The organism is Cupriavidus yeoncheonensis (assembly GCF_905397275.1).
Lineage (GTDB): Bacteria > Pseudomonadota > Gammaproteobacteria > Burkholderiales > Burkholderiaceae > Cupriavidus > Cupriavidus yeoncheonensis.
This window is the reverse complement of the sequence record NZ_CAJPUY010000023.1, coordinates 70,479-84,136: the sequence shown is the minus strand read 5'-3', so window position 1 is coordinate 84,136 and position 13,658 is coordinate 70,479. Positions and strand designations below refer to the sequence as shown.

11 protein-coding genes are annotated in these 13,658 nt (G+C 69.4%); all 11 read right to left on the bottom strand.

From position 1 onward, the window contains the following. Positions 1-5: 5 nt before the first annotated feature. Positions 6-2,144: an acetate--CoA ligase family protein gene (locus KHO22_RS26260; RefSeq protein ID WP_211950098.1), complete on the bottom strand. Its 2,139-nt coding sequence runs from the start codon at positions 2,142-2,144 to the stop codon at positions 6-8. A 7-nt stretch (positions 2,145-2,151) separates the two neighbouring features. Further along, the gene (locus KHO22_RS26255; RefSeq protein ID WP_211950097.1) at positions 2,152-2,928 is read right to left on the bottom strand and encodes an SDR family NAD(P)-dependent oxidoreductase; all 777 of its coding nucleotides are present in this window, start codon (positions 2,926-2,928) and stop codon (positions 2,152-2,154) included. A gap of 78 nt (positions 2,929-3,006) precedes the next feature. Further along, on the bottom strand, positions 3,007-4,104 hold the full coding sequence (locus KHO22_RS26250; protein WP_211950096.1) for an acyl-CoA dehydrogenase family protein: 1,098 nt from the start codon (positions 4,102-4,104) through the stop codon (positions 3,007-3,009). Then, a complete protein-coding gene (locus tag KHO22_RS26245) occupies positions 4,101-5,240 on the bottom strand; it encodes an acyl-CoA dehydrogenase family protein (protein WP_211950095.1) in 1,140 nt (379 codons plus the stop codon). The genes KHO22_RS26250 and KHO22_RS26245 overlap by 4 nt, the downstream gene beginning before the upstream one ends. Positions 5,241-5,256: 16 nt before the next feature. Beyond that, positions 5,257-6,027, bottom strand: coding sequence for an enoyl-CoA hydratase/isomerase family protein (locus tag KHO22_RS26240; protein WP_211950094.1), 771 nt, complete (start codon positions 6,025-6,027; stop codon positions 5,257-5,259). Positions 6,028-6,037: 10 nt separating this feature from the next. After that, on the bottom strand, positions 6,038-7,216 hold the full coding sequence (locus KHO22_RS26235; RefSeq protein ID WP_211950093.1) for a thiolase family protein: 1,179 nt from the start codon (positions 7,214-7,216) through the stop codon (positions 6,038-6,040). A gap of 7 nt (positions 7,217-7,223) precedes the next feature. Further along, positions 7,224-8,237: an acyl-CoA dehydrogenase family protein gene (locus KHO22_RS26230; RefSeq protein WP_211950092.1), complete on the bottom strand. Its 1,014-nt coding sequence runs from the start codon at positions 8,235-8,237 to the stop codon at positions 7,224-7,226. Positions 8,238-8,257: 20 nt separating this feature from the next. Next, positions 8,258-9,433 (bottom strand): acyl-CoA dehydrogenase family protein, encoded by a 1,176-nt coding sequence (locus tag KHO22_RS26225; RefSeq protein WP_211950091.1) that lies wholly within the window; start codon positions 9,431-9,433, stop codon positions 8,258-8,260. Between the two features lie 21 nt (positions 9,434-9,454). Next, positions 9,455-10,666, bottom strand: a complete 1,212-nt coding sequence (locus KHO22_RS26220) for a CaiB/BaiF CoA transferase family protein (protein WP_211950090.1) — start codon at positions 10,664-10,666, stop codon at positions 9,455-9,457. Between the two features lie 209 nt (positions 10,667-10,875). Continuing rightward, positions 10,876-12,045 (bottom strand): porin, encoded by a 1,170-nt coding sequence (locus tag KHO22_RS26215; RefSeq protein ID WP_211950089.1) that lies wholly within the window; start codon positions 12,043-12,045, stop codon positions 10,876-10,878. A 453-nt stretch (positions 12,046-12,498) separates the two neighbouring features. Beyond that, positions 12,499-13,338: an enoyl-CoA hydratase/isomerase family protein gene (locus tag KHO22_RS26210; protein ID WP_211950088.1), complete on the bottom strand. Its 840-nt coding sequence runs from the start codon at positions 13,336-13,338 to the stop codon at positions 12,499-12,501. Positions 13,339-13,658 lie beyond the last annotated feature (320 nt).

The window sequence follows — 13,658 nt, the reverse complement described above, 5'->3', positions numbered from 1 at the left end:
GGCCGTCAGCCCTTCCGTTCAATCAGCGCGTCCACGGCCACGATGCGGTCCGGCGTGCAGATCAGCGGATTCACGTCGAACTCGGCGATCACGTCGCGCTGGTCGGCCGCGAACTCGGACAGGCTGGCGATGACCTCCGCCAGACGCTCCATGTCCACGCCGGCTGCGCCCCGGAAGCCGTTGAGCAGCGCCACGCCGCGCAAGCGCGCCAGCATCTCGCGCGCCTGCTGCGCCGAGCACGGCGCGATCGTGGCCACCGTGTCCTGCATCAGTTCGACCATCACGCCGCCCAGGCCGACCACCAGCAGCGCGCCGAGGTGCGGATCGACGCGGGCGCCGACCAGGATCTCGACGCCGGCCGGCACCTGGCTCTGCACCAGCACGCCGTTGATGCGGTCGTCCGTCGTCACCTTGCGGGCGTTGGCCATCACCTCGCGGTAAGCGACGGCGACTTCCTGCGCCGACGTCAGGCCGAGGCGAATCACGCCGGCTTCCGACTTGTGCGGGATGGCCGGACTTTCGACCTTCAGCACCACCGGATAGCCGCATGTCCCGGCGGCCCGCACGGCGGCCTCCTCGCTGGCGGCCAGCGATTCGCCCACCACCGGCACGCCGTACAGCGCCAGCACGTCCTTCGCCTCGCGCTCGGTCAGCGTGGCCGATGGCGCCGCCAGGATGCGGGCGCGCGCGTCGGCCGCTACCGACGGGTGCGTCAGCCGCGGCGCCTTCGCCGGCTGGCGCGACAGCAGCCACTGCTCGCGCTGGTGCCACGCCGCCAGCGCCGCGAAGCAGTGCGACACCGAGCGGAACAGCGCCAGCCGCGGCAGCGCCTCGGCCTCGCGCGATTCCGGCCCTTCCATCCAGTTCGACATCCACAGGCCGCAGGTCATCTTGCCGTGCTTCACCGCGAGGTCGTTGAAGACCTCGAAGCGGCGGCCATTGCCCTCGCCTGTCACCACCAGCGGCACGACCGCCGCACCATAGGCCGGGTCCGCGAACACCGCGTCGCCGCACTGGACGAACGAGTCGAAGTTGTTGGCAGCCTGGGCCGTCAGGTCGCACGGATTGCGCGCGGCGCCGAAGTCCGGGATGTGGGATTCGAGCACCGCCCGGGTGGCGTCGCCCGGCTGCGGCAGCGGCACGTTGAACCGTTCGGCTTCGTCGGCGGCGACGATGCCCGCGCCGCCCGAGCCGGAGACGATCGCCACACCGGTCGCCACCGGACGCGGCGCCTTGGCGAAGAACACCGTGGTCGGCACCAGTTGCTCAATGGTGTCGACCTGCACCACGCCGGCCTCGCGCAGCGCCGTGCTGTAGGCGCGGTCGGACCCGGCCATCGAGCCGGTATGCGACATGGCAGCCGCCGCCCCCGCTTCGCCGCGCGCCATCTTGTAGACGACCAGCGGCTTGCCGGCTTCTGCACACAACTCGGCGGCGCGGATGATGCGGCTGGCGTCGGACAGCCCCTCGAACACGCACGCGATCGCCGCGCACGCCGGATCGCCGGCCATGTAAGCGATCTGGTCGGCCACGTCGATGTCACATGCGTTGCCGCACGAGAACACGTGGCTGAACGCCGTGCCGTGGTTGGCCGCCTGTTCCAGCGCGAACGCCAGCGCGCCGGACTGGCTCACCAGCCCGATGGCATGCCGCGGCAGCGCGCCCTCGCGGGCCGGCAGCGCCGTGAACGACACCATCGCGTTGTTGATGTAGTTGGCGTAGCCGATGGTATTGGGGCCGAGCAGGCGCACGCCGCTTTCCCGGGCGATTGCCACCAGCCGCTCCTGGTCGGCGGCCTTCTCCGGGTTGCCGGTCTCGGCGTAGCCCGACGCGAACAGCACCACGCCGCCCACGCCCAGCGTGGCGCACTCGCGCACGATCGGCTCGACCGTGTCGCGCCCGGTGGCGATCAGCACGCAGTCCGGCACCTCCGGCAGCGCGGAGAGCGACGGGTAGCAGCGTTCCCCGTTGATTTCCTCGTAGCGCGGGTTGACCAGCAGCACCTTGCCGTCGAATTGCCGCAGGTTCGTCATCGAGCGGCCGGCGAAGGCCTTCTCGTTGGGCGTCGCCCCGACCACCGCGATCGATCGCGGATGGAAGGTGCGGCGCAGCTCATCATGGGTAAACAGCTTGCGTGACGACATGCCCGCCTCAGCTCGCCAGGTGGAAGCCGCCGTTCACGCCGAGGTGCTGGCCGAGCACGTAGCCGGCAGCGTCCGACAGCAGGAAGGCGATCGGGCTCGCCACTTCTTCCGGCTGTGCCCAGCGGCCCATCGGGATCATGGCCAGGTACTGGTCGCGGAAGCGGTCGCTGCGGATGGTCTCGGTCATCGGCGTCTCGACCATGCCCAGGCAGATGGTGTTGGTGCGCACGCCGTACTTGCCCCACTCGCGGGCGGCGGCCATGGTCATGCCCAGCATGCCGGCCTTGGCCGAGGCGTAGTTGATCTGGCCGATGGAGCCGCGACGGCCCGCCTCGGACGAGATGTTGACGATCGAGCCGCTGACCTTCTCGCCGTTCTTCGCGCGCTCGACGAGGCGCGAGCCCACTGCCTGGAGCCACAGGAAGGCGCCGGTCAGGTGGCAGTCGATCACTTCGTTCCAGGTCTTCAGCGTCATGTTCTCGATCATCGCGGCGCGCACGATGCCGGCGCAGTTGACGAGTCCGTCCACCTTGCCGAAGCGCGACACGGCGTGCTCGACCGAGGCCGAGACGAAGTCGGGGTCGGCCACGTTGCCCACGTACGCCTGCACGTGGTCGGGATGCTCGGCGGCGAGGGCCTGGAGGGGCTCGCCCTTCAGGTCCACCACGCAGACCTTGGCGCCCAAATTGAGCGCGAGTTCGGCGGTGGCACGGCCCACGCCCTGCGCGGCGCCGGTGACGATGATGACCTTGCCGGCCAGGGACATGAGGTTGTTGTCGGACATGGTGGATCTCCTCTCGAAGTTGTCGAGTTATTCGTAGGTTGCGCGGGTTTCGCGGGTTTCGCGGGGGTTATGCAGGGGCTATTCGGGACGCCCTTCGAGGCGACCCAGGTGGTATTGCATGTCGCCATGCAGCTGGTCGAGCACGAGGATGCGGCGCAGGTAGTGGCCCACCGCGTACTCTTCGGTCATGCCGATGCCGCCATGCATCTGGATGGCTTCCTGGCAGACCTGTCGCGCATGGCGGGTGATGAACACCTTGGCGGCGTGCGCGGGCACGTCGGCACCGGTCAGGTCGTTGCGGCCGGCCAGCGCGAGGGCCAGGGAAACCGACAGGCTGCGGCTTTGCTCCAGCGCCACCAGCATGTCGACGGCACGGTGCTGGAGCGCCTGGTTCGCGCCGATCAGGCGGCCGAACTGCTTGCGGGTCTTCAGGTAGGCGACGGTCAGGGTGTACGCCGCGTCCATCGCGCCGACCATCTCGGCACAGGCCGCGCTGATGCCGGTGTCAAGCACGCGTTGCAGCAGCGCCGGGGTGAGCGTGCCAAGCCGCTCGCCCTCGGCGTCGTCCAGCGTCACGTCCGCCGCTGACGTACCGTCGATCAGGCGGCCGCCGGCAATGGCCACGCCCGTGGTGCGGGCATTGACCAGGAACAGCTGGACGCCTTCATTCGGTGCCAGCGCGGTCACCAGGAAGTAATCCGCTCCGGACCCATGCAGCACGCAGGGCTTGGTGCCATACAGGCGCCAGCCATCGATGCCATGGGCGGAATGCGTGGCGACGCGGCCGGGCACCGCTTCGCCATGCGCCCACGCCACCTGCAGTTCGCCCCGCGCGATCCGTGGCAACAGGCTGGACTGCTGCGTCGGCGAGCCGAGCCGTTCAATGGCCGTGGCCGCCATGACCACGGTGCCGTGATACGGCTCCAGCGACAGGCACTTGCCCAGCGCCTCGGAGACCACCATGTGGTCCACGGCATCGCCGCCGAAGCCGCCATGCGCCTCGGGCGTCGCGGCGGCGGTCACGCCGAGTTCGGCCAGTTGCGCCCACACCTCGGGCGAGTGGCCGGCTTCGGCCGCCACGTATTGCTGGCGATGGCCGAAATCGTATTCGCGGGCCAGCAGCCGCGCCAGGCTGTCCTGCAGTTGCTGCTGGACGTCGTTCAGTTGCAGGTTCATGACAGGTCGAGCACGGTGGCGGAAAGGATGTTCTTCTGCACTTCGGTGCTGCCGCCGAAGATGGAGACGGCGCGCGAGTACAGGTATGACTTGGTGAGCGATCCGGTGTCCGCCCGCAGCGAGGCCGGGGCGGTCATGCGGCAGATCACGTCGGTGATGGCCTGGAAGATCTCGCTGCCGCGCGCCTTGAGCATCGGCGACAGCTTCATGTCGGCGTGGCCGCCGTGCATGCGGAACTGCGTGACCTCCAGCGCGTGCAGATCGGCCTCGATCAGCGCGATCTGGCCCCGGTACGCCGCCAGCGTCGACGCCGGATGCCCTTCCCCTGCCAGCTTCGCCAGCAGGGCCTTCGCGCAGGCCACGCGCTCCTTGTTGCGGCCGATGCCGGCGATGTACGCGCGCTCGTGGCCGAGCAGGAACTTGGCGTAGTCCCAGCCCTTGTTCTCTTCGCCGACGAGGTTGGCGGCGGGCACCCGCACGTTGTCGAAAAACACTTCGTTCAGGCTGTGGCGGCCGTCGATGCTGATGATCGGGCGCACGGTCACGCCCGGCGTCTTCAGGTCGATCAGCAGGAACGAGATGCCGGCCTGCTTCTTCACCGCGTTGGGATCGGTGCGGACCAGGCAGAACACCCAGTCGGAGTAATGCGCCTGGCTGGTCCAGATCTTCTGGCCGTTGACCACGTACGCGTCGCCCTCGCGCACGGCGGCGGTCTTGAGCGAGGCGAGATCGGAGCCGGAGCCCGGTTCCGAAAAACCCTGGCAGACCTGGATGTCGGCGTTCAGCAGCTTCGGCAGGAAGTACTCGCGCTGGGCATCGGAGCCGAAATGGATGATGACCGGCCCGAGCATCGTGATGTTGAAGATGTGCGGCGGCGGCGCCGGGGCGGCGGCACACTCGTCGGCGAAGATCTGCTGTTCGGCGGCATCCCAGCCAGCGCCGCCGAAGGCCTTCGGCCAGGCGGGCGCGCCCCAGCCGCGCCGGTTCAGCGCGCGTTGCCAGAGTTCGGTGTCGGCCTTGGAGGCGAAACCGCCGGCGCGCAGGCGCTGGCGCATGTCGTCGGGCAGGTTGGCGGCGATGAAGTCGCGCACTTCCTGCCGGAACGCCTTGTGCGCCTCGGAGTAAAACAGGTCCATGTCAGTTCTCTTTCGTTCAGCAGCCCTTGAAGGCGGGCTGCCGCTTCTCGGCGAAGGCCCGCAGGCCTTCCTTCATGTCGTGGGAGCGCTGGTGATGGCGCAGTTCCAGCAGTTCGTGGCGCAGGGCATCGGCCAGGGTCTTGTCGGCGGCCTCGGCGGCCACGCGCTTCATGCGGGCCAGCACCAGCGGGCTCTTGGCCGCGAGCAGTTCGCCCACGGCCTGCGCGCGGGCCGCGAGTCCGGCGTCGGCCACGACTTCGTTGACCAGCCCGTAATGCTCCATTTGCGCGGCGGTGAAACTGGCGCCGGTGAACAGCAGCCAGCGCGCCACGTTGACCGGCAGCTTGCGCGGCAGCACGGCCGCGCCGCCCGCGCCGGGGAAGACGCCGAAGTTGGAATGGGCGTCGCCCAGCTTCGCGCTCTCGGCGGCGAGGACGAGGTCGCAGGCCATTACCGTTTCGAGCCCGCCCGCCAGCGCCAGCCCGTTCACGGCGGCGATCACCGGCTTCGGGAAGGCGCGCAGCGTATCGACGAAGCCGACGACCAGGTCGAGGAAGTCGGGCTCGCCGGTGACAGGAGGCTCGGCCACTTCCTTCAGGTCGGCCCCGGCGCAGAAGGCGCGGCCGCTGCCGGTCAGCACCACCACGCGCACGGCGGGATCGTCGCGCCACGCATTGAGCTGCGCGGTCATGGCGGCGGCCATCTCGCGGTTCAGGCTGTTCATGGCGGCCGCGCGGTCCATGACCAGCCAGCCGACCGCGTTCTCGATGCGATGCTGAAGACTCATGCCACCCTCCTCAGCACAGTTCCAGGCCAACGGCGGTCGCCTCGCCGCCGCCCAGGCACAGGCTGGCGAGACCGCGCTTCAGGCCGCGCCGCTGCAGCGCATGGACCAGCGTCACCAGCAGGCGGGCGCCGGTGGCCCCGACCGGATGGCCGAGCGCGCAGGCGCCGCCGTTGACGTTCAGCCGGTCGTGGCCGATGCCCAGTTCGTCCAGCGCGATCATCGTCACCACGGCGAAGGCCTCGTTGACTTCGTAGAGATCGACGTCGCGCGCGGTCCAGCCGGCCTTGTCGAACACGCGGCGCGCGGCCAGCACGGGGGCGTCGGCGAACTGCTGCGGCGGGTTGGCGTGGGTGGCGTGGGCGACGATGCGGGCCAGCGGCGTGCGGCCCTGGCGGATCGCGTCGCTCTCGCGCATCAGCACGAGCGCGGCGGCGCCGTCGGAGATCGACGAGGCGTTGCCGGCCGTCACCGAGCCGCCGTCGCGGAAGACGGCCTTGAGCTTCGGCAGCCTGGCGGCGTCGCACTGGCCCGGCGTCTCGTCCGCGGCGAACTCGCCGCCGCGCTTGAGGGCGACCGGCGCGATCTCGTCGCGGAAGCGGCCTTCGGCCACTGCAGCCTGCGCCCGCAGCAGGCTCTCGCGCGCATAGGCGTCCTGGGCTTCGCGGCCGATGCCGCGCGCTTCGGCGGCGAGGTCGGCGTAGTAGCCCATGAGGTGGCCCTCGTAGGCATCCTCCAGTCCGTCGCAGTACATGTGGTCGAGGAACTGGCCGTGCCCGAGGCGGTACCCCTGGCGGCCGCGCGGCACGACATACGGCGCGTTGGTCATCGACTCCATGCCCCCCGCCACCGCCACATTGCAGGTGCCGGCGAGCAGCAGGTCATGCGCCAGCATCACCGACTTCATGCCGGAGCCGCACATCTTGCTGATGGTGGTCGCCGGCGTCGACGCGGGCAGACCCGCGCCGAGCACGGCCTGCCGCGCCGGCGCCTGGCCCACGTTGGCGAACAGGCACAGGCCCATGATGGCTTCGTCGACCGACGCCGGATCGACGCCCGCCTGCGCCACGGCGGCACGGATGGCGATGGCGCCCAGCTCCGGCGCCCTGAACGCTGCCAGCGAGCCGTTGAACGCCCCGATGGGCGTGCGCTTCGCGCCGACGATGACGATGGATTCCTTGGTGTTCTGCATGGTGTCTTCAGGCGTTAAAGGCAAGCTGCTTGCGCGCGAAATCGAGAATGACCTGGCTCGACGCACCGTCCTGCGCGAACAGCGCGTTGCCCAGCAGCGTCGCGCAATACGACTCGCCGCCGGCCACGCTGCGCCCCTCGTGCAGGCGGCGGGTAAAGAGGCCCAGCGCCAGTTCCTCGGTGATGCCGATGGCGCCATGCACCGCATGGGCGATGGCCGCCACGCGCTCGCCCGCCTCGCAGGCGCGCAGCTTGGCCGACGCCGCGCGCAGCGGATCGGGGAGATAGCCGTCGGCCGCGCAGCCCAGGCGGGCGGCGAACACCGCCGAACTGGCCTGCTCGGCCATCACGCTCAGTTCCTGCTGCATGGCCTGGAACTGGCTGATGGCGCGGCCGAACTGCTGGCGGTCGTTGACGTAGGCGACGCTCATCGCCAGCACGCGCTGCATCGCGCCGGCCATGCCGGTGGCGTGGGCGGCGTTGCACAGGGCGACGATGTCGGCACCGTCTTCACGGAAGCGGAACACGGCCGCCTCCGCCGACTGCCATTGCAGCGAGGCCGATGCCTGCGGGCGGTAGATGCCCGGCGTGCGCATCGCGGCGCTCACCGGCAACAGCAGCCATTCGCCGCGCCACTGCGTCAGCACCAGATCGGCGAGCGCGGCGCCCGGCACGTTGCGGCAGACGATGCGCTGGCCGCCAGCGGCGGCGGGAGCGATGGCAATGCATTCGCCCCTGCTCTCGCGCCCCGCCTTCGCCAGCAAGGCGCGGGCCATGGCGGTCTCGGCGAACGGGTGGCTCAGGCCGGCGCGGCCGGCGGCGAGGAAGAGAGGAAAAGCTTCTGCGAGCGAGAGCCCGGCGCCGCCGCATTCGGCGGGCACGAGGGCGTCGGTGTAGCCGAGGGCGTCGATCGCGGCCCACTGCGCGGCGGCGCCTTCGCCCGCTTCGCTGCGGCGCACCGCGTCGTCGGCACACAGGTCGGCGAGCGCGCGCTCGAAGCCTTCCAGGAGGGAATCAGTCATGGCAGGTATCCGGATATGTCTTAGCGAAGCCCGAGCGAGCGGGCGATGATGCCGCGCAGGATCTGGCGCGTGCCGCCGCGCAGCGAAAAGCTCGGGCAAAGCTGCGTGATATAGGCGATAGCGCGCTGCAGCGGCTCCGACGGCTGGAAGTCCGGCATCTGCTCGATGGCCGAGGCGATCCAGCCCGGTACGGTCTGCTCGAACTCGGTGCCGAGGTCCTTGACGTAGGCCGCATCGGTCTCGGGGTTCTGCCCCTTGTCGAGCAGGTCGGCCACGGCGAGCGACATGGCACGCAGCGCGGCAAGGCGGCCGGCGATGCGGCCGGCGATGGCTGTCACCGCCTCCGGCACAGGGAGGCCCGAGGCGCGCACTTCGGCGAGCCAGGTCTCGGCCAGCAGCAGGCTGGTCAGGATGCGTTCCGGGCCGCTGCGCTCGAAGGCCAGCTCGGCGGTCACCTGCTTCCAGCCGGAGCCTTCCTCGCCGACGATGGCGTCGGCCGGCAGGTCCACGTCCTCGAAGACCACTTCGCAGAAGTGCGCGTCGCCGGCCAGGTCCTTGATGGGGCGGTAGCTGATGCCCGGCAGGCTCAGGTCGATCAGCACCTGCGACAGGCCCTTGTGGCGGTCGCCGTGCTGGCCGGAGGTGCGCACCAGCGCGCACATGTACTGGGTGCGGTGCGCGTTGGTCGTCCAGATCTTGCGGCCGTTCAGGCGCCAGCCACTGCTGGGACCAGTTCCGGTGCGCACGGCGCGGGTGCGCACGCTGGAGAGGTCGGAGCCGGTGTCGGGCTCGCTCATGCCGATGCACATGAAGATCTCGCCGCGCACCATGCGCGGGACGAAGTACGCGCGCTGCGCGGGCGTGCCGAACTTGAGGATCAGCGGCGCGGTCTGGCGGTCGGCGAACCAGTGGGCCGACACCGGCGCGCCGGCGGCGATCAGTTCCTCCACCAGCACGAAGCGGGCGAAGGCGCTGCGGCCGGCGCCGCCGTATTCTTTCGGGAGGGCGAGGCCGAGCCAGCCCTGTTGCGCGAGGGCGCGGCTGAAGTCGGCGTCGTAGCCCATCCAGGTGCGGGCGCGGACATGCGTCGGCACGTTGGCCAGCTTCTCTTCGAGGAACGCGCGGATGGGGGCGCGCAGCGCCTCATCCGTGGGCGGAATGGCGACGAGCGGCAGGGATTCGAGGCTTGTGGTCAAGGTAAAGCTCCGGATATGACGTTACTGCGCGGCCGGAGCGAGCACGGTGGCGCCCTCTTCGGCCAGCTTGTGGATGTCGGCGGCGCTATAGCCGGCCTCGGCCAGCACTTCGGCGCTGTGCTCGCCCAGGCGCGGGGCCTGGCGTGCGACCTGCGGCGGCGTCTTCGACCATTGCGACGGGATCGCCATCGAGCGGATCGCGCCTTCGGTGGGGTGCTCCACCACATCGAAGAAACCCACGGCACCGAGGTGCGGGTCGGCCAGCAGCGAGTCGATGGTGTGGAGCTGCATCACCGGCATGTCGGCGGCTTCGAGCAATGCGATCCACTCGGCGGAGGTGCGCGTGGGCATCACCTCGGCCACCATCTGGTAGAGCTCGTTGATGTGCCTGGTGCGCTCGCCGATCGTGGCGAAGCGCGGGTCGTTGTCCATCAGGCCCGGCCTGCCGATCATGTCGAAGAACTTGCGCCACTGCTTGTCGTTGTAGACGAGCACGCAGACATAGCCGTCCTTCGTGCGGTACGGGCGGCGGTTATGGTCGAGAATGCGCGCATAGCCGCTCGGGCCGATCGGCGGGTCGAAGGTCAGGCCGCCCATGTGGTCGCCCAGCACGAACTGCGCCATGGTCTCGAACATCGGCACGTCGATGGCCTGGCCCTCGCCGGTGCGCAGGCGGTGGAACAGCCCGGCCGTCACGGCATTGGCGGCGGCGAGCGCGACGATGCGGTCGGCGATGGCGCTCGGTGCGTAGCGTGGCACGTCGGCCCCGGCCGTCTTGGCCAGCGACGGGATGGCCACCGCGCCCTGGATCAGGTCGTCATAGGCGGACTTGGCGGCGTACGGGCCGCCCTGGCCGTAGCCGTACACGCCCACGTACAGGATGCGCGGATTGACCCTGGCGATTTCCTCGTAGCCGAGGTTCAGCCGCGCCATTGCCTGCGGGCGGACGTTGTAGATCAGCACGTCGGCATCGGCGGCGAGGCGCAGCAGCGCCTCGCGCCCGGCGGGCTTCTTCAGGTCCAGCACGACGCTGCGCTTGCTGCGGTTGACGTGCAGGAAGATGCCGGCCATGCCGTCGTGGCGGCGCGGGCCCACGTCGCGCACGGTGTCGCCGGTGGGCGGCTCGACCTTGACGACGTCGGCGCCAAGGTCGCCGAGGATCTGGGTGGCGTACGGTCCCATCAGGACCGTGGTCATGTCGATGATGCGAACGCCTTGCAGGGGGCCTGTCATGCTCGGCATCCCTGTTGCTGCAGTGCTGCGGGGCTCATGCTGTCTCCTCGAAACGTGTGAAGCCATCGTACGTTTCGGGGAGACATCGGAAAAATACTTTCGGTATGTCGAGCGATACACCGGCTGTATTGGCGGAACTTATCCGGGGACGGGTCCCGCCAATACGGACGCCAATACGGACGTCAGTATGGACGCCAGTACGGCGTCGATCAGAAGATGTGGCGGATGCCCGTGGTCACGCCGACCATGTTCTTCTGGCCCGGCGCCTGCGGATAGCCGAACAGGAAGGCCGTGAACTGGCCGTCGTTGATCAGGCTGCCGTTGTGGGCGAAGCCGGTGGCGATGTAGACGTCGGTGCGCTTGCTCAGGTTGTAGTCGGCCACGAACGCCACCTGCTGCGGGTTCGCCGGATTGGTCGACACGCCCGTCGGGGTCTGGCGGAACTGCTTGACGTTCGAGTAGTAGTAGCCCAGTTGCAGGCCGAGCGCGGCAGTGGCCTGGTAGTTCACGCCCGCGAACCAGTAGTCGTCGCGGATCAGCGTGGCGCCGGTGTTGAACGCGCTGTCGCGGTAGCGGTAGCCGCCCATCACCTTCAGCGGGCCGGTCGTGTAGCTCACGCCGATGCCCGCCTTGCGCTCGCGGCCGGTGTTGCCCGGCGTCGTGGACGGGGCCGGATGCCACTCGTCATAGGCGATGCCCACGCCAACCCCGCTGCCGAAGTACGCCAGCGAGGCGCCCCAGGCATTGTTGTCCTTGATGCTGCCAGGCGTCTCGCCGCCTCCCAGCGCCTGCCCGGTACCTGCCGCCTGCACCGACGATGCCGTGCCGAAGGAATAGTGTGCAACGGCTTGCAGCCCACCGAAGTTGCCCGTGTACTTGGCCATGTTCGACTGGCGGTAGTTGACACCCAGCCACCAGACGCCCGGTTCGTAGGTGGCCGCGAAGCGCAGCGGCGAGAAGTTGATCAGGCCGTCGGTCATCGCCGTGTACTGGCGACCAAACGTCACCTTGCCGTATTCCGCGTTGCTGAGGCCGACGATCGCGGTCCGGTTGAACAGCGGCGCGGTGGTCAGGTTGCCGGTGTCCCAGTCGAAGCCCGACTCCAGGTTGAACAGGGCCGACCAGCCGGTGCCCAGGTCCTCCGTGCCACGCAAACCCCAGCGCGAGGCCGACAGGCCGCCGGCGCGCGGCATGTCGAAGCGCGGGCCGACCGGCGCGGTCGGCGTGCCGGACGCGACCGGATTGGCCGGCGCCGTTCCCACGCGGTTCACATACTCGATGCTCCCGTCAATCACGCCATACAGCGTCACGCTGGTCTGGGCCTGGGCAGTGCCTGCCACGGCCAGCAGTGCAGCCAGCGCAAAAAGCGATTTCTTCATTTCCTGTCTTCTCCATATGATTATTGGCTCCACCCCCGATGCGGCCGGCAGGTGAAGGTTTTCCAGCACGCACACTCCTCCGGGCATGCGCAGACGGAAGCAGACCACGGGGCGGGCAGTCTCATCCCTACCTGTCCCGAGGCGTTGTGCCTACCCACATGGCCACCCGGGTCGGGGGGCATGCAGGCGCAGGCAACACGTGTAAAAAAAATGCTCCGGCACGGGGCCGGAGCAGAGAGACCCGCAGCCAGAGCGGACTGCGAGGTGGAGATTTCGCGAGATCCCGCGCAACCCCGATGCCCATGTCCCGTCAGGTGCGCAACGAGGTGTGCAACGGAAGCGATCGAACGCCTTCGCGCGTGCGTCCTGCGGCCCATCGGTGCAGGGCCGGAGCCGGCTGTTGCAGGCCTGGGCGAACTTATCGGGAGCAGGGTCGGCATCCGCAAGCAGCCCTTACACTTCGCGCGCCGCGCGGTCCCAGTCGAACCGCAGCCCTTCGCCGCGCAGGAAGCCCCCGATGGCATCCCGGTAGAACTGCGTCGAGGCGGCCAGGCCCTGCGCCTGCCCCTCCAGCGCGAACATGGTCTCGTAGGACGACTCGAAGGTGCTGTTGAGCGCGCGCTTGGTCAGGGCCACCGCGTCGCGCGGGGCGTCGAGGAAGCGCGCGGCGAACTGGCGCGCCGCTGCTGGCAACGCGTCTGTACCGTGGATCGCCTGGACGATGCCGCGCTCGCGCGCCTCCTGCGCATCCATGCGCCGGCCCGTGTACATCAGTTCCTTCGCCAGTCCCATGCCGACCGCGCGCGGCAGCGAATACATCGCACCCATGTCGGGCACCAGCCCGATCTTGACGAAGGCCATCGAGAACGAGGCGCGCTCCGACGCCAGCACGAAATCCGCCGCCAGCGCCAGCGAGAAGCCGGCACCCGCGGCGGCGCCATCGACGGCCGCGATCACGGGCAATTCGAGGTCGTGCAGGCGGCGCAGCCAGCCGTGGATCCCGGTCAGCCGGCGGCGCATGGCGGCGGGCTCGCGCACGCTGGGGTCAGGGTCCTCCAGCAGGTCGCGGACGGACCGCAGGTCGCCGCCCGCGCAGAAGCTGCCCCCCGAGCCGGTGAGGATCAGCGCCCGCACCTCGCGCTCGGCCTCGACGATGTCGATCATGTCGGCATAGTCCTGCCGCAGTTCCAGCGAGAGCGCGTTGCGCGCCTGCGGCCGCTGGTGGGTAAATTCGGCAATGCCCTCCGAGATGGCGAGGGTGGCATGGCGTAGCGGGTATTGCCTGGAGTGCATGGTCCTTCCTTCGAAGATGGGAACGGTCCGGCTTCTGCAACGTCGACTTCCACTGCTCTGTCACTGCGTGACACAGTGTCCCGTCCCGGGGGCGGCAGCGGTCCCACTCGACATGGGGGGACAAGGCGGGGTGCGGGGTTGCGGGATCCCGCACAAGAGCCGGATGGTCCGCAACGAGGCGCCTGTCCCGGTCATGAAGGTGCTTATCGGGTGGTATGACCACCAGTGGTGGGGGGCGATGCACGCCCGGCTCTGCGCCAAGATGTCAGCATCGCGACGGTCCGCAGCGGCGGCCCGCGCGGCCGTGACATGGAGAGCAT

Coding starts and splice junctions, on each gene's coding strand:
- KHO22_RS26250 (WP_211950096.1), bottom strand. CDS start 4,104: ATGAACCTGCAACTGAACGACGTCCAGCAGCAACTGCAGGACAGCCTG.
- KHO22_RS26230 (WP_211950092.1), bottom strand. CDS start 8,237: ATGACTGATTCCCTCCTGGAAGGCTTCGAGCGCGCGCTCGCCGACCTG.
- KHO22_RS26260 (WP_211950098.1), bottom strand. CDS start 2,144: ATGTCGTCACGCAAGCTGTTTACCCATGATGAGCTGCGCCGCACCTTC.
- KHO22_RS26235 (WP_211950093.1), bottom strand. CDS start 7,216: ATGCAGAACACCAAGGAATCCATCGTCATCGTCGGCGCGAAGCGCACG.
- KHO22_RS26215 (WP_211950089.1), bottom strand. CDS start 12,045: ATGAAGAAATCGCTTTTTGCGCTGGCTGCACTGCTGGCCGTGGCAGGC.
- KHO22_RS26245 (WP_211950095.1), bottom strand. CDS start 5,240: ATGGACCTGTTTTACTCCGAGGCGCACAAGGCGTTCCGGCAGGAAGTG.
- KHO22_RS26220 (WP_211950090.1), bottom strand. CDS start 10,666: ATGACAGGCCCCCTGCAAGGCGTTCGCATCATCGACATGACCACGGTC.
- KHO22_RS26210 (WP_211950088.1), bottom strand. CDS start 13,338: ATGCACTCCAGGCAATACCCGCTACGCCATGCCACCCTCGCCATCTCG.
- KHO22_RS26255 (WP_211950097.1), bottom strand. CDS start 2,928: ATGTCCGACAACAACCTCATGTCCCTGGCCGGCAAGGTCATCATCGTC.
- KHO22_RS26240 (WP_211950094.1), bottom strand. CDS start 6,027: ATGAGTCTTCAGCATCGCATCGAGAACGCGGTCGGCTGGCTGGTCATG.